The organism is Cohnella sp. (assembly GCF_041641335.1).
GTDB lineage: Bacteria > Bacillota > Bacilli > Paenibacillales > Paenibacillaceae > Cohnella.
On the sequence record NZ_JBEPYQ010000104.1, the window covers coordinates 1 to 24,795 of the forward strand.

General features: G+C 58.6%; 24 protein-coding genes. 21 read left to right on the plus strand and 3 right to left on the minus strand.

All coding sequences use genetic code 11. From position 1 onward, the window contains the following. The 16 genes from ACESLM_RS25680 to glnA all read left to right on the plus strand — a co-directional run. Window positions 1-556: putative amidoligase domain-containing protein (locus tag ACESLM_RS25680; RefSeq protein WP_483862608.1), on the plus strand; the 556-nt coding region annotated here is incomplete at its 5' end. A 342-nt stretch (window positions 557-898) separates the two neighbouring features. Further along, window positions 899-1,969 (plus strand): type 2 isopentenyl-diphosphate Delta-isomerase, encoded by a 1,071-nt coding sequence (gene fni / locus ACESLM_RS25685; protein ID WP_372636173.1) that lies wholly within the window; start codon window positions 899-901, stop codon window positions 1,967-1,969. Window positions 1,970-2,197: 228 nt separating this feature from the next. Beyond that, a complete protein-coding gene (gene mutS / locus ACESLM_RS25690) occupies window positions 2,198-4,879 on the plus strand; it encodes a DNA mismatch repair protein MutS (protein WP_372636176.1) in 2,682 nt (893 codons plus the stop codon). After that, entirely contained in the window at window positions 4,876-6,297 is a 1,422-nt protein-coding gene (locus tag ACESLM_RS25695; RefSeq protein ID WP_372636179.1) for a S41 family peptidase, read from the plus strand. The genes mutS and ACESLM_RS25695 overlap by 4 nt, the downstream gene beginning before the upstream one ends. A gap of 38 nt (window positions 6,298-6,335) precedes the next feature. Beyond that, window positions 6,336-8,363: a DNA mismatch repair endonuclease MutL gene (gene mutL / locus ACESLM_RS25700; protein ID WP_372636181.1), complete on the plus strand. Its 2,028-nt coding sequence runs from the start codon at window positions 6,336-6,338 to the stop codon at window positions 8,361-8,363. After that, window positions 8,360-9,136 (plus strand): class I SAM-dependent methyltransferase, encoded by a 777-nt coding sequence (locus ACESLM_RS25705; protein ID WP_372636184.1) that lies wholly within the window; start codon window positions 8,360-8,362, stop codon window positions 9,134-9,136. Before mutL ends, ACESLM_RS25705 begins: the two co-directional genes overlap by 4 nt. Next, complete coding sequence (gene miaA, locus ACESLM_RS25710) at window positions 9,129-10,118, plus strand: tRNA (adenosine(37)-N6)-dimethylallyltransferase MiaA (RefSeq protein WP_372636187.1); 990 nt, start codon at window positions 9,129-9,131, stop codon at window positions 10,116-10,118. The genes ACESLM_RS25705 and miaA overlap by 8 nt, the downstream gene beginning before the upstream one ends. Before the next feature lie 29 nt (window positions 10,119-10,147). Then, the gene (hfq, locus tag ACESLM_RS25715; RefSeq protein ID WP_094042585.1) at window positions 10,148-10,390 is read left to right on the plus strand and encodes an RNA chaperone Hfq; all 243 of its coding nucleotides are present in this window, start codon (window positions 10,148-10,150) and stop codon (window positions 10,388-10,390) included. 367 nt (window positions 10,391-10,757) lie between these two features. Continuing rightward, complete coding sequence (locus ACESLM_RS25720) at window positions 10,758-13,271, plus strand: transglycosylase domain-containing protein (RefSeq protein ID WP_372636189.1); 2,514 nt, start codon at window positions 10,758-10,760, stop codon at window positions 13,269-13,271. Between the two features lie 317 nt (window positions 13,272-13,588). Then, complete coding sequence (locus ACESLM_RS25725; RefSeq protein ID WP_372636192.1) at window positions 13,589-14,149, plus strand: ribonuclease FAU-1 family protein; 561 nt, start codon at window positions 13,589-13,591, stop codon at window positions 14,147-14,149. Window positions 14,150-14,184: 35 nt separating this feature from the next. Further along, complete coding sequence (locus ACESLM_RS25730; RefSeq protein ID WP_372636195.1) at window positions 14,185-14,817, plus strand: YdcF family protein; 633 nt, start codon at window positions 14,185-14,187, stop codon at window positions 14,815-14,817. A gap of 72 nt (window positions 14,818-14,889) precedes the next feature. After that, entirely contained in the window at window positions 14,890-15,879 is a 990-nt protein-coding gene (locus ACESLM_RS25735) for an AAA family ATPase (protein ID WP_372636198.1), read from the plus strand. 17 nt (window positions 15,880-15,896) lie between these two features. After that, on the plus strand, window positions 15,897-17,192 hold the full coding sequence (gene hflX, locus ACESLM_RS25740) for a GTPase HflX (protein ID WP_372636201.1): 1,296 nt from the start codon (window positions 15,897-15,899) through the stop codon (window positions 17,190-17,192). Window positions 17,193-17,220: 28 nt separating this feature from the next. Next, window positions 17,221-18,489, plus strand: a complete 1,269-nt coding sequence (locus tag ACESLM_RS25745) for a methionine gamma-lyase family protein (protein WP_372636203.1) — start codon at window positions 17,221-17,223, stop codon at window positions 18,487-18,489. A gap of 104 nt (window positions 18,490-18,593) precedes the next feature. After that, the gene (locus ACESLM_RS25750; protein ID WP_094042579.1) at window positions 18,594-19,007 is read left to right on the plus strand and encodes a MerR family transcriptional regulator; all 414 of its coding nucleotides are present in this window, start codon (window positions 18,594-18,596) and stop codon (window positions 19,005-19,007) included. Window positions 19,008-19,034: 27 nt separating this feature from the next. Next, entirely contained in the window at window positions 19,035-20,363 is a 1,329-nt protein-coding gene (gene glnA / locus ACESLM_RS25755) for a type I glutamate--ammonia ligase (RefSeq protein WP_372636206.1), read from the plus strand. Here glnA and ACESLM_RS25760 read toward each other — a convergent pair. Then, a complete protein-coding gene (locus ACESLM_RS25760) occupies window positions 20,269-20,643 on the minus strand; it encodes a type II toxin-antitoxin system HicA family toxin (protein WP_372636208.1) in 375 nt (124 codons plus the stop codon). The genes glnA and ACESLM_RS25760 overlap by 95 nt on opposite strands. Window positions 20,644-20,784: 141 nt before the next feature. After that, window positions 20,785-21,408, minus strand: a complete 624-nt coding sequence (lexA, locus tag ACESLM_RS25765) for a transcriptional repressor LexA (RefSeq protein WP_372636209.1) — start codon at window positions 21,406-21,408, stop codon at window positions 20,785-20,787. 161 nt (window positions 21,409-21,569) lie between these two features. Between lexA and ACESLM_RS25770 the strand changes: the two genes are divergently transcribed. From ACESLM_RS25770 to ACESLM_RS25790, 5 genes are all read left to right on the plus strand, one after another. After that, complete coding sequence (locus ACESLM_RS25770) at window positions 21,570-21,968, plus strand: LysM peptidoglycan-binding domain-containing protein (RefSeq protein ID WP_094042575.1); 399 nt, start codon at window positions 21,570-21,572, stop codon at window positions 21,966-21,968. A 181-nt stretch (window positions 21,969-22,149) separates the two neighbouring features. Continuing rightward, entirely contained in the window at window positions 22,150-22,338 is a 189-nt protein-coding gene (locus ACESLM_RS25775; protein WP_094042574.1) for a DUF896 domain-containing protein, read from the plus strand. A gap of 101 nt (window positions 22,339-22,439) precedes the next feature. After that, a complete protein-coding gene (locus ACESLM_RS25780) occupies window positions 22,440-22,958 on the plus strand; it encodes a hypothetical protein (RefSeq protein WP_372636212.1) in 519 nt (172 codons plus the stop codon). 10 nt (window positions 22,959-22,968) lie between these two features. Continuing rightward, on the plus strand, window positions 22,969-23,769 hold the full coding sequence (locus ACESLM_RS25785; protein WP_372636214.1) for an HAD family hydrolase: 801 nt from the start codon (window positions 22,969-22,971) through the stop codon (window positions 23,767-23,769). A 90-nt stretch (window positions 23,770-23,859) separates the two neighbouring features. Beyond that, window positions 23,860-24,048 (plus strand): YgaP family membrane protein, encoded by a 189-nt coding sequence (locus ACESLM_RS25790; RefSeq protein WP_372636217.1) that lies wholly within the window; start codon window positions 23,860-23,862, stop codon window positions 24,046-24,048. A gap of 77 nt (window positions 24,049-24,125) precedes the next feature. Here ACESLM_RS25790 and ACESLM_RS25795 read toward each other — a convergent pair whose 3' ends face one another. Continuing rightward, a complete protein-coding gene (locus tag ACESLM_RS25795) occupies window positions 24,126-24,665 on the minus strand; it encodes a 1,2-dihydroxy-3-keto-5-methylthiopentene dioxygenase (RefSeq protein ID WP_372636220.1) in 540 nt (179 codons plus the stop codon). Window positions 24,666-24,795: the final 130 nt, after the last annotated feature.

Below are 24,795 nucleotides of genomic sequence, written 5' to 3' on the forward strand. Positions count from 1 at the left end.
CACCGCCGGCGTCGCTCTGTCTTGGCGCGCGGGCGCTTTGCCCGTGCCGGGCGTGCCGCTGGGCGGGCACGTGCATGTGAGCGGCGCGGTGCTGCACGGCGAGCGGCTGCGCGCGCTCGACAACGCCGTGGCGCTGCCGCTTCGGCTGCTGGAGCCGCCGGGAGCGGGAAGCCGCCGTCCGCGCTACGGGGCGCTCGGCGACGTGCGGCGGCAGCCCCATGGCGGCTTTGAGTATCGGACGCCGCCGAGCTGGCTTGTCTCCCCGAGGCTTGCGCTCGGGGTATTCGCGCTGGTGAAAGTGGCGAGCGAGCATTCGCGCGAGTTGGCGGCTTGCGGCCGACCTTTCGACGAGGAGCGGGTGCGGGAGGCGTTCTACTCGGGCGACCGTGAGACGCTGCTGTCCGCGGCCGGACGAGTGCAACGAGCGCTTGCGGGAACGACGGGTTATGCGACTTATCGCGAGCCGATCGACTTCGTGTTCGAGGCGATCAAGCGGGGCAAGAGCTGGAACGAGAACGCCGACATCCGCGTGAAATGGCGAATTCCCGTGCGCTGACCGGGAGTTCGCCGGTGCCTTTTCGCGTAAAGAGGCAGGCAATTGGGACAACCTAATATAACGTTCGAAACAATTTACATAAAGAGAGTGGCGGAGGGAATTACTCGATAGAATCGTACAACGGTGCTCTGACGGAACGCGTGCGGAGGGAATTGTTCGAAAGAATCGTACAACGACTCGCACACGGGGCGCACATCGACAGGGTAACTCCAAAAAACTTACATCGATAATGAGTAAAAGCGCAAATGAGTCGCTATTGGGGATAGAATGCGTGTAGTATGGGTTTAGACATCGATATTAGATATAGAAGGAAACATAGATGACGGCTGGGGGTTCCGGGACATGGACGACAAGAACGTTGAAGCGGCAGCGGAGCAGAGCCCGGAGACGGATATCAAACGCAGAAAAAGAGAACATATCGAAATCTGTCTGCGCGAGGACGTGGAAGGCTGGGGCGAAGGAACGGGTTTCGATCGTTACCGCTTCCGCCACCTGGCGCTGCCGGAGCTTGATTTTGCGGATATCCGGCTGGATTCCTCGTTTCTGGGCCGCAACTTAAGAGCGCCGTTCGTCGTAAGTTCAATGACGGGCGGAACGCACGAGGCGGGACGCATCAATGTGCGTCTTGCGGAAGCGGCGCAGCGGCACGGCTGGGCGATGGGGCTCGGTTCGCTGCGTGCTGCGATCGAAGCTCCGGATTCCGTGGCGTCTTATCGGGTGAGGGAAGTCGCGCCCGACGTGCCTCTGCTGGCAAATCTGGGGGCGGCGCAACTGAACTACGGTTACGGCATCGCGGAATGCCGCAGAGCGGTGGAGATGACGGGCGCGGATGCGCTCGTTCTGCATCTTAACGGGATGCAGGAGGTGTTTCAGGATGGAGGGGACACCAATTTCCGCGGATTGCTGCGACGAATTTCGGAACTGTGCAAGGAAGCGGAGTTTCCGGTCGGCGTGAAGGAAGTCGGCATGGGGATCGACGGCGAGACGGTCCGAATGCTCACCGATATCGGCGTGGCGTTCGTGGACGTGGCGGGAGCGGGAGGCACCTCCTGGATCAAGGTGGAGAAATATCGGACGAAGATCAGGCTTCGTAAAATGGCGGCGGACGCGTTCGAGGAGTGGGGCAACCCGACGGCGGAATGTATTCGGGAGGCGAGAGAGGCTGCGCCGGATATGATTCTGATCGCGAGCGGCGGCGTAACGAACGGCCTGGAGGCCGCCAAGGCGCTGGCGCTCGGAGCCGACGCCGTCGCGTTCGGGAAAGCGCTGCTCGCGCCCGCGCTCGATTCCGAGGACGAACTGGACGAGCTGTTCGCGCGGGTCGAGTTCGAGCTGAAAGCGGCCATGTTTGGCATCGGCGCGGGGAGCTTGAACGAGCTGCGCGGCACGCGGCGCCTTGTGCGGCGAAGCTGAAGCGCGATGCGGGGAAGTTTGTTCAGGTTGGCTGAGTTCGGTCGAGAGAACATAGCGAGCGAATAAGCACGCCAGACGGTTCTATGGTGAGGTCGCAGGGAGACAGCGAGCGAATAAGCACATCAGGCGGCACTACGGAGAGGCCGAAGGCGGGGTGTCCCCGCCAGTCCCGATTTGATATAATGAGTATTGAACTTTGCACTGCTGCAAAATACCGGGAGGAAGACCATGGCTGGATATACCCCCATGATGGAGCAATATTTATCCGTCAAAGCGACGGCGAAAGACGCTTTGCTGTTTTTCCGCTTGGGCGATTTCTATGAAATGTTTTTCGAAGACGCGATCACGGCGTCGAGAGAATTGGAGATTACGCTGACCGGACGAGGCGCCGGGATGGAGGAACGGGTTCCGATGTGCGGAGTGCCCCACCATTCCGCGGAAGGATACATAGCTAGATTAGTAGAAAAAGGCTACAAAGTCGCCGTATGCGAGCAGGTCGAAGACCCGGCCAGCACGAAGGGCGTCGTCCGGCGCGAGATCGTGCGCATCGTGACGCCGGGAACGGTGATGGACGCGAAGCTGGTCGGCGACGCGTCCAACAATTTTATCGTCGGGGCGGCTTCGCAAGGGGGACGTCTCGGCGTCGCGGCTTGCGACCTGACGACCGGGGAGCTGTATTTGACCTCGTTCGCGCTGTCGCCCGAAGAGATCAACAATGTGCTGAACGTGTACCGGCCGTCGGAAGCGGTCGGGGACGAAGCGGCGATCGCGGCGATTCGCGAGACGCTGCATCCGGCGGGGCGCACTCTGTCGACGACGGTGCGCGAGGAAGCCGAGACAGGCAAGCTGGCCGCGCAATTCCCGGACGAGCCGTGGAGCGCGCACGAGCCGGTGCGGCAGCTGGCCGTGTCGCGTCTCGTCACTTATTTGGAAGAGACGCAGAAGAGATCGCTCGCGCATTTGCGCGCGGTTAAAGCTTACGATACGGAAGCTTATATGTCGCTCGACGCCTTTACCCGCCGCAACCTTGAGCTGACGGAGACGATTCGCGACCGCTCCCGCAAAGGCTCGCTGCTCGGGCTGCTGGACCGCACCCGTACGGCAATGGGCGCGCGGCTGCTCAAGCGCTGGATCGACCAGCCGCTGCTCAGCCGCGAGGAGACGGAGCGCCGGCTTGATGCGGTCGAGGCGCTCAACAAGGATTGGATCAAGCGCAAGGAGCTGAGGGACGAACTCGGCGAAGTGTACGACCTCGAACGTCTTGCCGGACGAATCGCTTACGGGACGGCCAACGCCCGGGATTTGAACGCGCTCAAAAACTCGCTCAGGCGAGTTCCCGCCGTGCAAGCGCTGTGCGAAAGCCTAGATGCGGCCCCGCTCGATTCCCTAGCGCAGGGCATGGACGCCTGCGAGGATATCGCGGACGCCATCGAAGCGGCCATTGCGGACGAGCCTCCGACGACGCTGAAGGACGGCGGCATTATTCGCCCCGGCTACGACGCGAAACTCGACGAGCTGCGGGAAGCGAGCCAGAACGGCAAGCAATGGATCGCCGAGCTGGAGCGGCGCGAACGCGAAGCGACGGGCATCAAGTCGCTCAAGATCGGCTTTAACAAAGTGTTCGGCTACTATTTGGAAGTGACCCGCGCGAATTTGACGAGCTTGCCGGAAGGCCGTTACGAGAGAAAGCAGACGCTGGCCAACGCCGAGCGGTTCGTCACGCCCGAGCTGAAGGAGAAGGAAGCGCTCATCCTGGAAGCGGAAGACCGGATGTTCGACATCGAATACGAGACGTTCATCGCCCTTCGCGACCGGATCGCGGGACAGATGTCGCGGCTGCAGCGGCTGGCGGAGAGTGTCGCGTCGCTTGACGTGCTGCAATCGTTCGCCGAAGCGAGCGCCGAGCGACGCTATACGCGCCCGAGCTGGACTGACGGCGACGGCTACGATCTCATTATCGAAGAAGGACGCCACCCGGTCGTCGAATCGGTGAACGAGAACGGCGTGTTTATCGCCAACGACACTTCGCTCACCGGGGAAGACGGCTCGATTCTGCTCATCACCGGGCCAAACATGGCCGGCAAGAGCACATACATGCGCCAGGTGGCGATGATCTGTCTCATGGCCCAGATCGGCTGCTTCGTGCCGGCTCGCCGGGCGGTGCTGCCGTTCGTCGACCGGATTTTCACCCGGATCGGGGCGGCGGACGATCTGGTCGGCGGCCAGAGCACGTTCATGGTCGAGATGAAGGACATCCAAGTCATGACCGAGCAGGCGACTTCGCGCAGCTTGATCATCATCGACGAGCTTGGACGCGGAACGTCGACGGACGAAGGAATGGCGATCGCTCAGGCGGTCATCGAATACGTGCATCATCATATCGGCTGCAAAGCGCTCGTCTCGACGCATTTTCACGAGCTGGCTCATCTCGAGTCGTCGCTCAGCGGTCTTCGCAACGGCTGCATGGCGGTCCGTGAGAGCGCGGACGGGGTTACGTTCCTGCGCAAGCTCGTGCCCGGAGCGGCGGATTCCAGCTACGGCATCTATTGCGCGCAGCTTGCGGGACTGCCGGAGACGATCGTCTCCAGGGCGTATTCGCTGCTGAACGATCGGGATACGGCGCCAGCCGCAGTTACGCCGACGAAGACCGAGCCGCCGAAACCGCAGGCCGTGCAGCAAGCGGCGCAAGAAGCGGCGGCAGCCTCCGGGGAACCGGCACCGCAGCCGATCGTGCAGCTCAGCCTGTTCCCCGAGGAAGCGCAGCCGGCCAAGCCGGCCAGACCGCCCGCGGCGGACAAGGTGCTGGACAAGCTCAGAAAGCTCGACGTCATGAGAATGACGCCGATGCAGGCGTTGGAATGGCTGAACGACGCAAGAAACCAATTGACGGAAAGCGGGGGAGCGTCATGAACCTGATCAGGAAAATCAAGCATTCCATCGTACTGCTGCTAACGTTCTCGTTATTTTTCGCATATGTTCCCGCAGCTCTTGGCGCAAGCGCCCAACAGGTTGAGGAAGTCAGGGGGCTGCTCGAGCAATATCATCTGAAGAGTCCAGATGATTCGGAGCTGGCGGACAAGGAAATCGACGAGATGGTCGATTCTCTGGACGATCCGTACACGCAATATTTCGACGACCAGGAATGGAAGGCCTATAGCTCTGAACTGGAGCAGACGTTCGTCGGCATCGGCATCGTTATGATGGAAGAGAAAGGAAAGATCTACGTCGAGGACGTGATCGCGGACAGCCCGGCGTCGTCGGTCGGCATTGTTGCGGGCGATCTGCTCGTCGCGGCGGACGGGAAGTCGTTCGTAGGAAAAACGATGGCCGACATTCAGAAGGAGCTTCGCGGCGAGGAAGGAACGGTCGTGGCGCTTACAGTGTCCCGCAGCGGCAAGGAGCTCAAATTCAAGATTACGCGCAAGCAGGTGCACGTGCCGGTCGTCTCGACCAAAATGCTCGATCAAGGCATCGGTTACTTGGCGTTGACCAGCTTTACTTCCGAAGCCGGCAAAGAGGTGAAGCGCGAGCTGGAGAAGCTCGAGAAGAACGGTCTTGCTTCGCTCGTGCTCGATTTGCGCAACAACGGCGGCGGTTATGTCAGCGCTGCGCAAGAAGTCGCCGGGTTGTTCGTCAAGGAAGGCGTACTGGCGCACATGAGAGACCGCAACGGACACGACGAGCCGCTGTCCATCTCCGGAACGTCGAGACCGTATGAGGTCGTCGTGCTCGTCAACGGCAACACGGCAAGCGCATCGGAATTGCTGTCGGGCGCGCTTCGGGATTACGGCGTTGGGCAGCTCGTCGGCACGAAGACTTACGGCAAAGGCGTCGTTCAGTCGCTTATTCCGCTCAAGAGCGGCGGCGTGCTGAAAGTAACGATCCAAGAATACTACACCCCCAAGGGGAAAAAGGTGGACCAGGTCGGCCTGACTCCGGATCTGACGATGAGCGGAGCCGCCGAGCAGTTGATCGGCGCTTTCCGCCTCGCGGGCGGCACGAAGCTGGCCGTCAGCTGGAACAAGGGCATCCTGACGTTAAACGGCGTGCGCATGTCGCAGCCCGATGCCGCGAGGAAGGAAGGCAATCTGTGGTATGTCAACTTGAAGCTCGGTACCGAGATTGCAGGCGCCAAGCTGACATACGATGCCAAAAGCCGCACGTACACGCTGACTAAAGGCAGTCAGAAAGAGACGATCAAGGCAACCGATTCCCGCGTTAAAATCAAGGACGGGCGTACGAGCATCGACGTTCGTCTGCTGGCGAAATGGTTCAAAGGCGTCACTTTCTCAGCGTCCGGCGAGACGCTGAAGCTGGGATCGCGGTAATGCGGAGCGCGACAGGATAGGGAAAGGAGGAGAACGGGATGGGAATCATTCGCCCGCTCGACGAACATTTGGCGAACCAGATTGCCGCGGGAGAGGTCGTCGAACGGCCGGCTTCCGTGCTGAAGGAGCTGATCGAGAACGCCGTCGACGCCGGCGCGAGTCGGATCGACGTATCCGCGGAGGAAGGCGGCTTGCAGCTGCTTCGGGTGGCGGACAACGGCGGCGGCATTCAGCCTGACGATATGCTGATCGCTTTCCAGCGGCATGCCACGAGTAAAATATCCACCGACAAAGACTTGTTCCAGATTGCCACGCTCGGATTTCGCGGAGAGGCGCTGCCGAGTATCGCGGCGGTCGCCAAGGTGAAGTGCGTCAGCGCGACGGACGACAGCGGGCTGGGCAGTCTGCTCGAGATCGAAGCCGGTACGGTGGCCGCCAATCGCGAGACGAACGCACCCAAGGGCACGGAGATGGTCGTCAAGGAGATTTTCTACAATACGCCGGCGCGGCTGAAATATATGAAGACGATCCAGACGGAGCTCGGCCATTTGTCCGATATCGTCTACCGGCAGGCGCTCGCCAAACCGGATATCGCGTTTACTTTCACGCACAACGGCAACGTGCTGCTGCGCACGCCGGGAACCGGCGACCTTCGCCAGGTGGTGGCGGCGATCTACGGAACGGCTTCAGCGAAAGCGATGATCGAGGTGAGGGACGAAAATCCCGACTATTCGCTCTCCGGGCTGATCGCCATGCCGACGGAGACGAGGGCGAATCGCAACGCGCTGACCGTGCTCGTCAACGGGAGGTACGTTCGCAGCCAGGCCGTGATGCAGCCGCTGCTGCAGGCGTATCATACGCTGCTGCCGCTGCATCGCTATCCGCTCGCCGTGCTCGACTTGCGGATGCACCCGACGCTCGTGGACGTCAACGTTCATCCCGCCAAGCTGGAGGTACGCTTCAGCAAGGAGCCCGAGCTGCGCGCTTTTGTGGAGAGCGCGATCAAGAAGGCGCTAAGCACGCAGACGTACATCCCGTCGGGCGCGGCCGTTCGGACTCCGAAGACGAACGTGTGGGTGCAGGAGCAGATCCGGTTCCAGCTTCCTCCCGGAAGGGAGGAAGCCGAACCGGCGCAGGCGCCGCTGCCGGAACCGCCGGCGGATGCCTCGCAGCGTTCACGCGAACCGGAGGAGCGGCAGTTCGGAGAAGTCTCCGTCAAGGAAACGGCGGCGGCTTACGATTGGCAGAACGCCCAGCCGCCGGCATCGGACAGCGGGCCTCGGTCCGCCTCGGTATCAACGGAGCGGAATGCTCCTTCCGCCGGGACTCAGGCGAGTCCCCGATACGACCGGCCGCAGACGAGCCAGCCGCAATCTCGCTCGTCGACCGTTTGGCCGGCCGCGACGGCCTCGGCCGATCCGATTCCGTCCGAAGTATGGAAGAGCGCGTTCGCCGCGCCTGACGTTCGGCCCGCCGTTCCGGAGTTTCCGGAGCTCGGCTGGGTCGGGCAGCTGCACGGTACGTATATCGTCGCGCAGAATCCGAACGGCCTTTATTTGATCGACCAGCACGCCGCTCACGAGCGCATTCACTACGAGTACTATTACGACAAATTCGGTCGGCCGGAGGAGGCGAGCCAGGAGCTGCTGCTCCCGGTGACGCTCGAGTTCGCTCCGGACGAATGCGCCGTGCTGCGCGGTCGGCTTGCGGCTTTCGAGAGCGCGGGCGTATATATGGAGGATTTCGGGGGCAATACCTTTATCATAAGGGCGGCGCCCCATTGGTTCCCGTCCGGCGACGAAGCGGCGATCGTTCGCGAGATGGCGGAATGGATCATCGAGGAGAAAAGCGTCGATCTGCGCGTGCTGCGGGAGAAGGCGGCGATCATGTGCTCGTGCAAGGCGTCGATCAAAGCCAATCAGGCGCTGACGAGGGAATCCGGCGAGAAGCTGCTGGAGCGGCTGGCCGCCTGCAAGCAGCCTTACACCTGCCCGCACGGAAGGCCGATCGTCGTCAGCTTCAGCACGTACGAGCTTGAGAAAATGTTTAAGCGGGTGACGTCTTGATCGTAACGACTTCCCAGCGACCGGCCGCCCAAGAGATTGAGCGGGCCGTTCGGCTCGCGGCCGAACTCGGAGGCGCTTATGTTCCCAGAGGAACGCGGACGATTCGCTCGCTGCAGACGGCGGCGGGAGACCAAGAGGCGCTTGTCGTCGGCCCGCGGGACATCAGGCTGATAGCCGGTGAGGAGCCGCCGTTTTATTTTCACCCGAGCATGGCGCTTGTCAGAATCAAGGGCTTGCTGGCGGGAGGACGGGACACGCTGCTGGAGGTGTCCGGCGTCAAGGCGGGGGATACGGTGATCGACTGCACGGCGGGTCTGTGCTCCGATTCTCTCATGTTCAGTTATGCGGTGGGAGAAACGGGCAAAGTCACGGCGCTGGAAGCGGTGCTTAAGGTGCATGTCGTCGTGCGGGAGGGATTGCGAACGTACGAGACGGGCATTCCCGACGCCGATCGGGCGATGCGCGCCATCGAAGCCGTTCATGCCAGCTACGAGGAATGGCTTTCCCGCTTGCCGGACGACAGCGCCGACATCGTCTACTTCGATCCGATGTTCGAGAAGCCGGTGACCGCTTCGAGCGCGATCAGCCCGCTGCGCGCCTGGGCCGTCCACAGCCCGCTTACGGAAGATTCCGTCCGGGAGGCGCGGCGGGTTGCCCGCAGCAAAGTCGTTCTTAAAGACCATCGCGACAGCGGGAGGTTCGAGCAGCTCGGCTTCCGGCTGGTCAAATCGTCCTCGTCCGCCGTCGCATACGGAGTGATTGACGTTGAGTAACGAAGAAGAAGACAAGCGTCCGCCGCTGCTCGTGCTTGTCGGGCCGACCGCCGTCGGCAAAACCGCCCTCAGCCTGAAGCTGGCCAAGGCGCTGAACGCGGAAATCATCAGCGGCGATTCGATGCAGGTATACCGGGGAATGGACATCGGGACGGCCAAGCTTCGGCCGGAAGAGATGGAGGGCGTGCCGCACCATCTCATCGACATCCGCGACCCGGAGCATCCTTTTTCCGTTTCGGAGTTTCAGAGCTTGTGCACCGATGCCATCAAGGAGATCCACAGTCGCGGCAGATTGCCGTTTATCGTGGGGGGGACGGGATTATATGTGGAGTCCGTCTGCTACGGTTTCCGTTTCCAGGATTTCGGAGCGGACGAGGCGTACCGGGCGGAGATGAGGGCGTACGCCGTCGAGAAAGGCGCGCAGGCGCTGCACGGCAAGCTGGCGGAAGTCGATCCGGTCACGGCGGCCAAACTGCACCCGAACGACGAGGGGCGGATTATCCGCGCGCTCGAGGTGTTCAAGCTGACGGGCAAGCCGCTGTCCGAAGCGCAGAGCCAATCCAGGGGCGAGGAGAAGAAATCGCCTTACAAGCTGTGCCTGATCGGGCTGACGATGGAGCGGGACGAGCTGTACAGGCGAATCGACGCGAGGGTCGATCTGATGCTGGAAGCCGGACTGGTCGAGGAAGTGCGCGGATTGCTGGACGCGGGCGTGCCGCGGGGCTCCGTATCGATGCGCGGACTCGGCTACAAGGAGATCGCCGCTTACTTGGCAGGAGAGACTTCTTACGAGGATGCGGTGACGATTCTTAAGCGGGATACGCGGCATTTTGCCAAGCGCCAGTTAAGCTGGTTTCGCCATATGCAGGGGCTCGAATGGGCGGAAGTGGGCGACGATGCAAAAAACAGCGCCCTTTTCGAAAGGATATGTGCTATAATAGCAGGAAAGTTTCAGATTGATATTGAATATATTTGTTCATAAATATGAGTGGCGATGGGGGTTTACGGCCAATGAACAAGTCCATTAACATCCAGGATACCTTTCTCAATCAACTTCGCAAAGACAGCATTCCGGTCACTGTTTATTTGACCAACGGGTTTCAAATCCGCGGCATCGTCCGCGCGTTTGACAACTTCACCATCGTGATCGACAGCGAGGGGCGCCAGCAAATGGTGTATAAGCATGCGATCAGCACGTTTATGCCCCAGCGCAACGTTTCCCTCATGCAGCAGGACAGCGGAACGGACAACTGATCCGCCGTCCTCGCGACGAGGTCGAGTGAAACTTTTCCCCAGCCATACGCGTCTAAGAGAATAGGCCGGCACTTGGGCAACCCGCTAACCGGGTTGTTCTTTCTTTATTTCTTATTAAGCTGGGTAGATTAGAGACTATACAGGTTGAACCGAAGCTGTATCACAAAACCCAATGCAATGGAGAAAGGAAATGGTTTTGTCCGCGAGTTTTGGCTTTGAGTTTCTTGCCTATATAGGTCTTATCAATCAAAGAAACTCAAAACAACCTGTCTGAAGCCGGCAAAGCCATTCCTTTCGGAATGTAATGGACTTCTGACCACAGGTTCAACCTATGTAGAGAGAGAAACGGATAGAAGGGGAGACACAGATGAACCATCCGACAGTTCCAAGCCGATCGGGCAGCATGGAGAGAGGCGGCAAGACCGGCAGCAAAGGCAAGGGCAACGGGAATGGAAAAGGCAAGCGTCCCCGCAAGGGAAGAAAGAAGCTCGCGCTCGTATGGCTGTTTTTCATCGCCCTGGTTGCGATCGTATGCGCGGTCGTCGGTTACTTGCTCGTTATTTTGAACGGGGAACGCATTCTTAACGCCAATATCAACAAATTGAATCTGGATAAGGCCTCGATCGTCGTTGATCGCAACGGCAACGAAGTGGCCAAGCTGTACAATGCCGAGGGGAATCGGGAGTTCGCGCCGATCGGGGAAATTCCGAAGCTCGTGCAGGACGCGTTCGTCGCCACCGAGGACAAGCGCTTCTACGATCATAACGGCGTCGATCTGCTCGGCATCGGGCGCGCGCTCGTCAAGGACGTGATCGCCCGCAGCGCGGTCGAAGGCGCCAGCACGATTACGCAGCAGCTCGCCAAGAACCTGTTCCTGAACGCGGACAAGACGATTTTCCGCAAAGGCACGGAAGCGTCCATCGCGCTCGCGCTGGAGCAGAAGATGACGAAGCCGGAAATTTTGGAGCTGTACTTGAACCGGATTTATTTCGGCAAAGGCCAATACGGCATCAAGACGGCGGCCAAGTACTATTTCGACGTGGAAAATCTGGAGGATCTGAAGCTGTGGCAGATCGCCACGCTGGCCGGCATGCCGAAGGCTCCGAACACGTACAACCCGATCCGCAATCCGGAGAAATCGATGGAACGGCGCGCGGTCGTGCTGAAGCTGATGTACGATCAGGGTCTTATCACCGAGAAGGAAAAGGAAGCCGCGGCAAAACAAGTCTATAAGCCGTCCAAGGCGAGCAAGGTCGACCAAAAATATTTGGCGTTCCTCGATTACGTGCTTGACGAAGCTCAGGAGAAGACGAATCTCACCGAGGAGGAGCTGCGCAGCGCCGGCTACATCATTACGACGACGATCGATACGAAGGCGCAAGCGATCGCGGAGCAGGAATTCGCCAACGACGAGCGCTTCGAGAAGAGCGTGGACGAGCAGAAAGTCCAGGGCGCGATGGTCATTATGAACCAGCACGACGGCTCGCTCGTGGCAATGGTCGGCGGCAGGGACTACGAAGCGCAAGGCTGGAACCGCGCTGTCAAGCAACGGCAGCCGGGGTCGTCGTTTAAGCCGATTATCGATTACGGGCCGGCGCTCGAGTCCGGGGACTTCTTCCCATGGTCGATCGTTCAGGACGTGAAGAAATGCTTCGGCGATTACTGCCCGTCCAACTCCAACCGCAATCCGTATTTGGGCGCTATCCCGATGAGTCAGGCGATCAAGGAATCGCGCAACGTCTCGGCGGTCTGGCTTCTCAACGAGATCGGCATCGGCAACGGACTGAAGTTCGCCAAAAACCTTGGCATCGAGCTCGGACCGGAGGATCGCAACCTGTCCATCGCGCTGGGCGGACTTACGCACGGCGTCTCCCCGCTGCAGATGGCTCGAGCCTACTCGGCTTTCGCTAACGGAGGAAAGCTGTACGAGCCGCACAGCATTGTGAAAATCGAGGACGTCAACGGCAAGGTGATCCATCAGTTCGACGATAAGCCCGAGCAGGTCATGAAAGAGACGACCGCTCATTACATGACGGAACTGCTTTCCGGCGTCGTGCAGAAGGGCGGAACCGGAACGAGGGCGGCCATCAGCGGACGCACCGTCGTCGGCAAGACGGGAACGACGCAAGCGGGCATTCCGAATCTGAAGACGAGCAAAAACCGCGACGTCTGGTTCGTCGGATATACGCCGGAGCTGACGGCGGCCGTCTGGTTCGGCTACGACAAGACCGATAAGGATCATCTGCTCGACGGAAGCAGCGGACAGGCGGCCTCGATGTTCTCTGCGGTCATGTCCAAGGTGCTAGAAGGCTACAAGAAGAAGAGCTTCCCCGTTCCGTCCGGCGTTCAGGAGGAAGAGGAGCAGAAGCTTGATCCTGTAAGCGGACTGATGGTGTCTTACTCTCCGGAGGCGGTCAGCGTCGAGCTGATCTGGTCCGCGGTGCAAGGAGAGGGAATTTCGTACCGTATCTACCGCAAGGAAGCAAACGAAGCGGAATTCAGAATGATGGCCGAAGTGGCCGACGGTACGGCGTACGACGATATGGCGCTGCTGCCGGATCAGACGTACACCTACTACGTGACCGCGTACCAGCAGTCCACGGGGCTGGAGAGCGAGCCTTCCGAGCAGCAGACGATCACGGTGACGTCCGGCATGGAGACGACGCCACCGCCGGAGGAGAGCGAAGAGACCGTGCCGCCGGAAGGAACCGGCGAGCCGACCGAGACGACGGAGCCGCCGATCGAGGTTCCTGGAGAGTCGCCTACGCCGACTCCTTCGGAGGAAATTCCGCCTCCGGTCGCGACCGAAAGCCTGAACCCGGACATTCCGGCCTCAGGGGAAGAATCGGACACCGTTCCGCTGTTCGGGACGGTTCCGTAACCCAAGCTTCAGAGTCGAATCGCCTTCGGCATCCCCAGGATAGCGACACGCGTTTTGTCGAAGACGATTCGGAAAGAATAACGGCTTTGCGCTTTGCGAATCGTTATAACGAGGACGATACCGGCTTTCTCAAGCTGGTATCGTCCTTTTCTCGTTTTCGGGCGTTCCGCCGGGCGGAGGCAAACTGGTTAGCGAAGGCAACTTGTGGTAAGCTTTTCTTATATGGAGTTGCCATGGGCAACGCGATTAAGCCGTCTAACGGCGCAGCGCGAGCAAACAAGCTTACTAATGTTGAACGGACGGAAAGGAAAGTCGTGATGAAGCGTAAATTTTCGGATCGGGCCAACTGGCGGCGGATTTTGAAGAAGAGCTATGCATGCGTACCTATGGATGAGCCTCAGTTCAGGGGATTCGTGACGTTGTACCGGATCCACGAGCTGCGCGACCCGTTGTGGAAGGAATACAACGGGAGAAGGATGTGTCTGGCGGACCGCGGATATTTGTGGATGCAGCATTTTCCGAAGGGGGAGCATTTCGTCGTGACGACGATGTTCGACGATCGGGGCCAAGTCGTGCAGTGGTACATCGACATCTGCAAAATTCAAGGCTTGACCGATCAGCAGGTGCCCTGGTTCGACGATCTGTTTTTGGACATCGTCGTGCTGCCGACGGGGGAGAGGCTGCTGCTGGACGAGGACGAGCTGGAGGAGGCGTTGGAGGAGGGGGAGATCACTCCCCGCGATTCCGCGATGGCCCGCAAGACGGCATCCCGGCTGATGGACCTGATCCAGCAAAACAAGTTTCCTTACTTCGACTTGAGCCTGCAGCATCGCCGGATGCTGCTAAGCAAGCTGGGCTGGGATAAAAGCCCGCTATGACGCTCGGTCGACAGGGAGAAGGGAGGTCGCCCGACATGCAGACAGCTCTCGGCCCCGTTAAACGCGGCAAATGGAAGCGAAGAATCCTGTGGCTCATTGCGCTCGGAGCAGTAGCGCTGCTTGTCTGGTGTCTGTCGATCTATGCGATGGTCGTACGGTTCGACGGCAGCCCGAAGGACGGCAAGCCGATCGCTTCGGACGTCGGCATCGTGCTGGGAGCAAGGCTGTGGAACGATCAGCCCAGCCCGGGACTGCGGGAACGGCTGGACTTGGCGCTTGATCTGTACCGGCAAGGCGCCTTCGCCAACGTGATCGTCACCGGCGGGCTGGACGCGTACGGCGCGACGATTACGGAAGCCGAAGGGATGCGGAACTATCTCGTTGCCAACGGAGTGCCCGAGTCGGCGATTCTGTTGGACACGGAGTCCCGGAGCACGTACGAGAACCTGCTTTTCGCGCAGGACATTATGGATGCCAACGACTGGACTTCGGCGGTCATCGTCACGCACAACTATCATGGCTCCAGAGCCGCGGACATCGCCAAGAAGGTCGGGCTGTCACCGGTTCAAGTCAGCGTGACGGATTCCTACGTGCTGAACGTGCCTTACCATCAAGCGCGCGAAGTGCTGGCCTATACGAAGTGGCTGGGCATGAAGCTGTTCCTATGACTAGGGATCGGACGAACGGAATACATTGGTATTGCGGCTAATCGTCGACTCGAGTTCACGGGGTGAAGCTTGATGAACGCTAAAGCGGGCGCATCGGAGGCCAAGGCGGCTGTCGCCTCGTCTTCCCGCCCTTCCAGACAGATTAACATCATCCTGCGCAATGCGGACCAGGAAGCGACGGCCGGCTATGCAAGCGCGGCCGATCATTCGGGCAGTCTAAGATCGTTGCCCCAAGCCGGACCGTGGGCGGAATGGCAGAAGGAACTGGATCGTCTGGTCGGGCTGGACAACATCAAAGAGCTCGTCTACGAGATTTACGCCCTGCTCCAGATCATGCAGTACCGCAGCGAGGCGAGTCTGCAAGCGCAGGCTCACGTGTACCATATGATTTTCAAGGGTAATCCGGGCACGGGCAAAACGACAGTAGCCCGGCTGCTCGCGAAGCTGTTCCAGAGCATGGGACTGCTGGCCAAGGGCCATCTCGTGGAAGTGGAGCGCGCCGATCTCGTCGGCGAATACATCGGGCATACGGCCCAGAAAACCCGGGAACTGGTGAAAAAGGCGCTGGGCGGCGTGCTGTTCGTGGACGAAGCGTACAGTTTGGCGCGCGGCGGGGAGAAGGACTTCGGCAAAGAAGCGATCGATACGCTGGTGAAGGCCATGGAGGATTTTAAGAATCAATTTGTGCTTATCCTCGCCGGCTATACGCTGGAGATCGAGACGTTTTTAATGACGAACCCGGGCTTGCCTTCCCGCTTTCCGATCCAGATGACGTTTCCGGACTATTCGGTCGACCAGTTGATCCAGATCGCCGAAGGCATGGCCAAGGACAGGGACTATACGCTGCTCCCGCAAACCGTCTACAAGCTCAGGCAGCTGCTCATGCAGGAGAAAGCCGAAGCGATCTACGATTTCAGCAACGCAAGATTCGTCAGGAACGTGCTGGAGCGGGCGATCCGCAATCAGGCGGTAAGGCTGCTGTCTCAGCACCCGGCTTCGTCGCCGGGACGTCAGGAACTGATGGCGCTGAGGCCCGAGGACGTTCGCGGCTTGCAACAATAACGGAATGAGGGATGTCGATGAGACAAAGCACATACGAGACGGAAGCGGCAGGCCGGGAGAGAGCTTTGCTCGTCAGCTTGGTCACGGATGAAGTGAAGAGATCGGGGGCGGATCCCGAGCATTCGCTCGAAGAGCTTGCCTCGTTGGCGGAGACGGCCGGGGTTGAGGTCATCGGTTCCGTGATGCAAAATTTGGACTCGCCGGACAACAAGTATTACGTCGGCAAAGGGAAGGCGCAGGAAATCCGGGATATTGCGATTCGGGACGGCGCGACGACGGCGATTTTCGATCAGGAGCTGACCGGCACCCAGGTTCGCAATCTGGAGGAGACGCTGGATCTGAAAATCATCGACCGCACGCAGCTCATTCTCGACATCTTTGCCGGAAGGGCCAAGACAAGGGAAGGGATTTTGCAAGTCGAGCTCGCGCAACTGACCTATCTGCTTCCGAGACTGTCCGGACACGGGAAAAACCTGTCCCGGCTCGGCGGCGGGATCGGCACGAGAGGCCCCGGCGAGACGAAGCTGGAGACGGACCGCCGCCATATCCGGCGGCGGATTACCGAGCTCAAGCGGCAGCTGGAGGCGGTGACGGCTCACCGCAATCTGCACCGCGAGCGCAGGCGCAAGGTCGGCGCCGTGCAGGTTGCGCTAGTCGGCTATACGAATGCGGGCAAGTCGAGCTTGCTGCGGCAGCTCACCGATGCGGACGTCCTGGCGGAGAACAAGCTGTTCGCGACGCTCGACCCGACTTCGCGCAGCTTGGAGCTGCCGAGCGGGAAGACGGTTGTTTTGACGGACACGGTCGGGTTTATTCAGAATCTTCCGCACGACCTCGTCGCGGCGTTCCGCGCGACATTGGAGGAGGCGGCGCAGGCCGACCTGCTGCTGCACGTCGTCGATTCGTCCTCTCCGATGCGGGAACGGCAGATGTCCGTCGTCGAAGAAGTGCTTCGCGAGCTTGGCGCGGGCGGGAAGCCGACGCTGACCGTGTTCAACAAGATCGATTTGCTGACCGAACAGTCCGACCGGGCGCTTGCCGGGGGCAAGGACGCGATTCGCGTCAGCGCCTATGACGAACAGGATATGACTCGCTTGCGCGCGGCCATCGAGGACCGCATTCTAGGAGAGATCGCGAGGTTCCGGATTCCGGCTTCGAGAGGGGATTTGACGTCGCTGGCTTATCGGGTCGGGGAAGTGACGGGGCAAGAAACGGACGAGGAGCATCTGCTGCTGTCGGTTCGCTTGAATCCGGTGGATATGGAGAGAGCGGGACGAGAGCTGGAAGAGTATCGCATCATGGATACGCAATAGAACCATAGGGGAAACAAAGGGGAGCGTTATGCAGGCATCTGGGATCGGGGATTACGAAAAACAATGGGAACAGTGGGAGGCGGCGACGGAAGAGCAGACCCAGGCTGTGTTTCGCAAGCTGGACCGCATCGCGGAAAATAATCAGTGGAAAGTGATCCGGGCGTTCCAGAAGCATCGGGTAAGCGATTTTCACTTCGCCTCTTCCACCGGCTACGGATATAACGACAGCGGAAGGGAAGTGCTGGATCTCGTCTACGCGGACGTCTTCGGGGCGGAAGCCGCTATCGTCAGGCCGCATCTCGTATCGGGAACGCATACGATTTCGGCGGCTCTGTTCGGCTGCCTGCGGCCGGGTGACGAACTTCTGTTCGTCACCGGACGGCCGTACGACACGCTGCACAAGGTGATCGGCAAGCCCGGGGACGGGCTCGGCTCGCTGGCCGATTGGGGCGTGACGACGAAGATCGTACCGTTGCTCGCCGATGGCGGCGTAGATTGGGAAGGAGTCGCCGCCGCGACGACCGAGAGGACGAAGGTGTTCGCCATTCAGCGCTCGCGCGGTTACGACTGGAGACCTTCGTTCACGATCGGGCAGATCGCGGAGATGGCGACGCGTCTTAAAGAGCTGAAGCCGGACGCGATCTTGTTCGCCGACAACTGCTACGGGGAATTTACGGAAGAGAAGGAGCCGACGGAAGTCGGCGTCGACCTGATCGCGGGCTCGCTGATCAAGAACCCGGGAGGCGGACTGGCGGCCAGCGGAGGCTACATCGCGGGCCGCCAGCGGCTCGTGGAGCTGGCCGCCTACCGGATGACCGCTCCCGGCATCGGCGGGGAAGTGGGCGCGATGCTCGGCACGACGAGATCGATCTATCAAGGGCTGTTCCTCGCGCCTTTGCTTGTCGGACAAGCCGTGAAAGGAAGCGTGTTCGCCTCGTCCATTTTCGCGCAGCTGGGCTTCGAGACGCATCCTCGCTGGGACGACCCGCGGACCGATTTGATCCAGGCGATCCGATTCGCCGGAGCGGAGCCTCTGATTCATTTCGTTCAGGCGATCCAGAAAGCGGCCGCCGTCGACGCGCACGTCGTGCCCGAGCCTTGGGATATGCCAGGCTACGAGCACCCCGTCATTATGGCCGCCGGCACGTTCATCCAAGGGGGAAGCCTGGAACTGTCCGCCGACGCCCCGGTACGGGAACCCTACATTGCGTACATGCAGGGCGGGCTAACTTACGCTCATGTGAAGTTTGCCGTCAAACTGGCGCTAAAGGAATTGTGGAACCGCGGATTTTTGTAAAAGATCGCTTCCAGAAACCTTACATTCCTTGACATGTTTTGGGGGTGCAGGTACAATGAAAGTGATTTCAATTACAACAAGTCAAGTTGGAAGGTTGGTATGAGATGGGCGACGAGATTCGCAGGAATATGGCGTTATTTCCCATTGGCATCGTAATGAAGCTGACCGATCTGACCGCCCGACAAATTCGCTATTACGAGCAGCATGAACTGATTCAGCCCGCCCGTACGGACGGCAATCAGCGTTTGTTTTCGTTTAACGACGTGGAACGTCTCATGGAAATCAAATCGTTGATCGAGAAGGGCGTCAATATCGCGGGGATCAAGCAAGTGATGAATCCGGTCGGTCAGGACGAGAACGAAGGCACGATCATTAATGAAGTGTCCGAAGTAAAACGGCGCGAGCTGAGCGATTCGCAGCTGCATCGGATGCTGAAGCAGCAATTGATGCAGGGCAAGCGTCCGGGTCAAGTCTCTTTGATCCAAGGAGAACTTTCCCGCTTTTTCAAGAACAAATAATTTATTCTTAAGCTTTAGGAGGCTGTCATGACCTACACACGCGAAGATATTACCCGGATCGCCAAGGAACAGAACGTTCGATTTATTCGTCTCCAGTTCACGGATTTGCTCGGCTCGATCAAAAACGTGGAAATCCCGGTCAGTCAGCTGGAGAAGGCGCTCGACAACAAGATGATGTTCGACGGTTCCTCCATCGAAGGGTACGTTCGCATCGAAGAATCGGACATGTACCTGTATCCGGATCTCAGCACCTGGGTCGTGTTCCCCTGGGTGACCGAGAACAAGGTCGCACGCTTGATCTGCGACATCTATATGCCGGACGGCACTCCGTTCGCGGGCGACCCGCGCGGCATTCTGAAGCGCGCGCTGGAAGAAGCCGAGAGAATGGGCTACACGACGATGAATGTTGGCCCGGAGCCGGAATTCTTCCTGTTCCAAACCGATGACAAAGGCAACCCGACGACGGAGCTGAACGATCAGGGCGGTTACTTCGATCTCGCTCCGACGGATCTCGGCGAGAACTGCCGCCGCGATATCGTGCTTACGCTGGAGGAGATGGGCTTCGAGATCGAAGCGTCGCACCACGAAGTCGCTCCGGGTCAGCATGAGATCGACTTCAAGTACGCTTCCGCGGTTAAGGCGGCGGACCAGATCCAGACGTTCAAGCTCGTCGTGAAGACGATCGCCCGCCAGCACGGCCTGCATGCGACGTTCATGCCGAAGCCGTTGTTCGGAATGAACGGTTCGGGCATGCACTGCCATCTGTCGCTGTTCCGGGGCGGCGAGAATGCCTTCTACGATCCGAGCGACAAGCTCGGCCTGAGCAGCGAAGCGCGCCACTTTATGGCAGGTATCTTGAAGCACGCGCGCGGAATCGCGGCGATTACGAACCCGACGGTCAACTCTTACAAGCGCCTTGTCCCGGGCTATGAAGCGCCGTGTTACGTGGCGTGGTCTGCGAGCAACCGCAGCCCGATGATCCGCATTCCGGCTTCCCGCGGCCTCAGCACGCGCGTCGAAGTGCGCAATCCGGACCCTGCCGCGAACCCTTACTTGACCTTGGCTGTCATGCTCAAGGCAGGTCTGGACGGCATCAGCAGCAAGCTGCCGACTCCGGCTCCGGTCGACCGTAACATCTACGTGATGAGCGAGGAAGAGCGCATCGAGGAAGGCATCCCGAGCTTGCCAATCAACCTGAAGGAAGCTCTGTCCGAGCTGCTCCGCGACGATATCATCTGCGACGCCCTCGGCGATCACGCGCTCAGCCACTTCTATGAGCTGAAGGAAATCGAGTGGGATATGTACCGCACGCAAGTCCACCAGTGGGAACGCGATCAGTATTTGACGCATTATTAAGCGGGAAGATTGTTGTAATATAAGAGGTATGGGGATTTGAGTTTGGGGGCGGTTTGGGGGAGTCCGGGCGGTTATTCCGTCGGCGCCCCCAAACCGCCCCCATAAATTTTTTTATTATAGTTCCGATTGCGAGTTCATCGTGCATCGGAATAATGACAACTTTACCGCTGAGGTGGCGCATTTTCTTATGGCTGCCCCGCTGACAAACCGTAGTAAAGCCGATTCGTTCAAGCGCAGCTACAGCTTCTTTACTTGAAACAATGGGAAACTTCGGGCTCATGACCGTATCTTCACGTCGAGTGGAGCGATTATTGGAGAGACAAACGGCTCGATCGGTGTATCCTCGTTCAGTATATAGCAATTTTGTTATCAAAAGAAACAGCCTTACGGATGAAGATCCGCAAGGCTGTTTGTCGAGCGATTAGTGGATGGAGCGGATGAGGCCGATTACCTTGCCAAGAATGCTGACGTTGGAAAGGCGGAGCGGCTCCATGCTGACGTTCTCCGGTTGGAGGCGAATGTGGTCGCGTTCCTTGTAAAAGGTTTTGACCGTTGCTTCGTTGTCTTCCGTCATCGCTACGACGATGTCTCCGTTCACCGCGGTCGGTTGTTGGCGCACGATCACGTAATCGCCGTTATGGATGCCCGCTTCGATCATGCTCTCGCCCTGAACGGACAGCATGAACACCGGTTGCTCGCCCACCATGGAAACCGGGAGCGGGTAATAATCCTCGATATTCTCCGTAGCCGTAATCGGAACGCCTGCCGTGACTTTGCCGACCAGCGGCACCGGGCGCACCGAAGAGGAAAGCTTGTGGACCGGATCGTCGTCGTCGCCCAGAATTTCGATGGCGCGAGGTTTGGTCGGATCTCGCCGGATGAGGCCCTTCTTCTCCAGTCGATCGAGATGGCCGTGCACGGTCGAGCTGGAAGCGAGCCCAACGGCTTCTCCGATCTCGCGGACGGAAGGGGGGTAGCCCTTGTCGCGGACTTCGTTCTTAATGAATTCAAGTATGGAATTCTGACGGCTGGACATCTTAGTCACGCCAAACCCTCCCTATAAAATAGCTCATGATGACAAATTATAACACAGAACCCGAGTTCGCACAAACACTCGTTCTAGAGAACGAACGTTCCTGAAAACCGTTGACATGAACATGTGTTCGTGTTAATCTAATACCAGAACAAACGTTTGGGGTGAGCGGAATGGTTCATACTTGGGTTCCGGCAGGGGCGCCGGCTGCAACGAAGCTGCATGATACGACTCGGATGACATATACTCGCGGCGAGAAACGCGAACAAGGTTCTGCAAATTGGAAAGCCGCTAGAGGCGTGTTCACGCTCGTGGCGTTCCTTCTGCTGTTCAGCGGTTTTACGCTTGTGCGCTCGTTCGCTTCTACCGGCGAGCTTGCTCCGGCTTCGAGCGAAGAGATCGTCATCTCCGTCGACAGCGGAGATACGCTGTGGGAACTCGCTCGAACCTATAAGGATCCTGCCATCGACACGCGACAAGCCGTGCACGTTCTTATGGAGAGGAACGGACTATCCGCTCCCGACTTGCAAAGCGGGCAGCAGCTCATCTTTCCCGCGAAAATTTTACCTTAACCTCCAATCTATCGATGTCAAATCCAAGACCGGAGCTCCGGTCTTTTTTGCTGTTTTTCATGAAAGAGTCTCAATAAGCGCAAATCTGCGGAGCAAAGCCCGATCGAGCCGCGGAATTCTTGACAAGCTGTCGGCGAAAATGGCAAAGTAGAGAAGATGCGAAAAGGGGAGTGAGACACCGATGGAGATGGATCAGTTGATTAACCGGATTAACGAATTATCCCGCAAAAGCAAGAAAGAAGGCTTGAGCGAACAGGAAGTCGCGGAACGAGACCGTCTGCGCAAGCAATATTTGTCGATATTCAAAAGCAACTTCCGTCAAGAGCTGGATCGGATCGAGATCGTCGACGAGCCCCCGATCAAGCATTAACGATAAACGAGCAGCCGGAAGAAATCGCAAGGAGTCGACGAAGAGCCGAACGGATCGCATGGCTCTCAATCGTCGGCCGTAATGTGACGAGGAGGAAATCTATGTCCCGCTCTTGGGAACGCATGGTGTCGAAGAACACGAAGCAGATCAACAAAAAACGTAAAAAGGAAGGCAAAAGGGGAATTGCCCCTAACGCGCAGCAGATTGACCGCTTTCGGGGACGGAATTACGTTATTCCGACGCTGCTTGTTTTGCTGATTGCGTTTTACATTGTGCTGTCGCAGCCTTGGTCGGACAAGTTCCTTCAAGATCCGACGCTGTTCTGGGTGACGATCGGATGTTACGTTCTGCTCGCGGTTTTCTATTATTTCAGACGCCCTTACTTGGCCGTCAGCCGCGATACGCTAGAGACGCGCAAGTTCACCGGCTACAAAACGCTGCGTCCTTCGCAAATTCGCAAAATCGTCGTTCAGCCCGGCTACGTCCTCGTCGAATCCGTCAAAGGGACGAACTGGGTGTTTTCCAAGTTCATGAACCGTTACCCGATCGCCCAAATGGCCGAGCGGCTTAAAGTATACGCGGAAGTCAATCAAGTCGAATACGAATTCAAGACGAAGTGAGGAACGGGAAATGTCGGTTAAAGCGGTACTGTTTGATTTGGACGATACGCTGCTATGGGACGATAGAAGCGTAAGCGAAGCTTTCCAGGCTACGTGCCGGTACGCGGCCGAGGCGACGGGAGTCGACGAGCGGGAATTGGAGGCGGCGGTACGGCGCGAAGCGAGAGCTCTGTACGAGACTTTCGAGACTTTCGGATTTACGCAGATGATCGGCATCAATCCGTTCGAGGCGCTGTGGGGCAAGTTCGAGCGAGGAGAACACTCGATGTTCCGCAAGCTTCAGGAGCTGGCTCCCGGCTATCGCCAGAACGCCTGGACGAAGGGACTGGCCGCGGTAGGCGTGGACAGCCCGGGACTGGGCGTGCAGCTCGCCGAGATGTTCCCTGCTCAAAGAAGAAAGCTTAAGTACGTATACGACGAGACGTTCGCCGTACTGGACGAATTGAAGGAGTCGTACAAGCTGCTGCTGCTGACGAACGGATCCCCGGATCTTCAGCAGGAGAAGCTGGACGGAATGCCCGATCTGATTCCGTACTTCGACGCAATCGTCATCTCCGGCAACTTCGGCGAAGGCAAGCCTTCCTCCAAGCTGTTTGCCCATGCGCTGGAGCAGATCGGGATTACGGCGGACGAAGGGATAATGATCGGAGACAAGCTGACGACCGACATTCTCGGCGCGAACCGGATCGGCATGACGTCCGTATGGATTAACCGGCACGGCGCGATCCGGAACGACGATATCGTGCCGACCTACGAGATCAAGAGCTTGACCGAGCTTCCCGAACTGATTCGTACTTTAAACTCGCGGTAAACGACGCGCTTTCGTGACTTAGTCACGGAAGCGCGTTTCGCTTTCTCTTAACCTGATAAAGAGTTCAATTTGACATGCGGAGGAATCGGAATGAAAAACGTCGGAACGATCGATAGACTGACGCGTATCGTGATTGGCCTGGGCGTGCTGTCTCTCGTCTTTGTGCTGGAAGGCGGGATCAGATTCGTCGGTTTGCTGGGACTTGTGTTCCTATTGACGGGGCTTGCAGGCAGCTGTCTAATGTATCGCATGCTCGGCGTCAGCACCTGCAAACGTTGAGTCGCATCATAACGTACAAAGGGCTATCACCGACCGTCAAGCGACGATCCGGGATAGCCCTGTGCCATGCCTGCGGATTACTTCACGAAAGCAGGGTCTTCGAACGGTTCCGCAACCCAGCCGGCCGGCTCGATGAACAGGCGTACGGCTACGATCGCTTTGTTTTCCATCAATGTAAAGAAGTGAGGCTGGCCTTCCGGAACGGAGATGACGTCGCCGGCGCTCAGTTCGACGTCGAAGTATCCGGTTTCGTCGTCGCCCTTAATGATGAAGATGCCGCGTCCCGCCGTAATGGCGCGAACTTCGTCTTCCGTATGCGTGTGCACCTGCTCGAATTTCTTAAGCAGCTCAGGCAGGTTCGGCGTCGCTTCGGAGAGGGCGACGATGTCCCATACTTTGTAACCGCGTCTGCCGGCCAGATCGCGAATTTCCGTATCGTAGGTAGCCAGCAGTTGAGCCTTATCTTCGTCGGAGAGCACGAATTTCTCATACAGCTCGGACGGAAGCTTGCTCGTGTCCCAGTGTTCGTACAGTACGTTCTGCTTCGTTAGAAACGCACGTACCTCTTCCTCGTCGGAAATTCTTTCGTTGGTGTTGCGGATGCGAATTTCTGCCATAAACTAAATCCCTCTTTTCCCAATGTGAATTAATGCCTTTATTATAGTCCAATTCCGAAAACCTGTCGATGTGTATCTTTTCGTCCATTACGGATTCTGTTACTATAGAGTTTAATGATTTGACAGACAG

Coding starts and splice junctions, on each gene's coding strand:
- fni (WP_372636173.1), top strand. CDS start 899: ATGGACGACAAGAACGTTGAAGCGGCAGCGGAGCAGAGCCCGGAGACG.
- mutS (WP_372636176.1), top strand. CDS start 2,198: ATGGCTGGATATACCCCCATGATGGAGCAATATTTATCCGTCAAAGCG.
- ACESLM_RS25695 (WP_372636179.1), top strand. CDS start 4,876: ATGAACCTGATCAGGAAAATCAAGCATTCCATCGTACTGCTGCTAACG.
- mutL (WP_372636181.1), top strand. CDS start 6,336: ATGGGAATCATTCGCCCGCTCGACGAACATTTGGCGAACCAGATTGCC.
- hfq (WP_094042585.1), top strand. CDS start 10,148: ATGAACAAGTCCATTAACATCCAGGATACCTTTCTCAATCAACTTCGC.
- ACESLM_RS25720 (WP_372636189.1), top strand. CDS start 10,758: ATGAACCATCCGACAGTTCCAAGCCGATCGGGCAGCATGGAGAGAGGC.
- ACESLM_RS25725 (WP_372636192.1), top strand. CDS start 13,589: ATGAAGCGTAAATTTTCGGATCGGGCCAACTGGCGGCGGATTTTGAAG.
- ACESLM_RS25730 (WP_372636195.1), top strand. CDS start 14,185: ATGCAGACAGCTCTCGGCCCCGTTAAACGCGGCAAATGGAAGCGAAGA.
- ACESLM_RS25735 (WP_372636198.1), top strand. CDS start 14,890: ATGAACGCTAAAGCGGGCGCATCGGAGGCCAAGGCGGCTGTCGCCTCG.
- hflX (WP_372636201.1), top strand. CDS start 15,897: ATGAGACAAAGCACATACGAGACGGAAGCGGCAGGCCGGGAGAGAGCT.
- ACESLM_RS25745 (WP_372636203.1), top strand. CDS start 17,221: ATGCAGGCATCTGGGATCGGGGATTACGAAAAACAATGGGAACAGTGG.
- ACESLM_RS25750 (WP_094042579.1), top strand. CDS start 18,594: ATGGGCGACGAGATTCGCAGGAATATGGCGTTATTTCCCATTGGCATC.
- glnA (WP_372636206.1), top strand. CDS start 19,035: ATGACCTACACACGCGAAGATATTACCCGGATCGCCAAGGAACAGAAC.
- ACESLM_RS25760 (WP_372636208.1), bottom strand. CDS start 20,643: ATGAGCCCGAAGTTTCCCATTGTTTCAAGTAAAGAAGCTGTAGCTGCG.
- ACESLM_RS25770 (WP_094042575.1), top strand. CDS start 21,570: ATGGTTCATACTTGGGTTCCGGCAGGGGCGCCGGCTGCAACGAAGCTG.
- ACESLM_RS25775 (WP_094042574.1), top strand. CDS start 22,150: ATGGAGATGGATCAGTTGATTAACCGGATTAACGAATTATCCCGCAAA.
- ACESLM_RS25780 (WP_372636212.1), top strand. CDS start 22,440: ATGTCCCGCTCTTGGGAACGCATGGTGTCGAAGAACACGAAGCAGATC.
- ACESLM_RS25785 (WP_372636214.1), top strand. CDS start 22,969: ATGTCGGTTAAAGCGGTACTGTTTGATTTGGACGATACGCTGCTATGG.
- ACESLM_RS25790 (WP_372636217.1), top strand. CDS start 23,860: ATGAAAAACGTCGGAACGATCGATAGACTGACGCGTATCGTGATTGGC.
- ACESLM_RS25795 (WP_372636220.1), bottom strand. CDS start 24,665: ATGGCAGAAATTCGCATCCGCAACACCAACGAAAGAATTTCCGACGAG.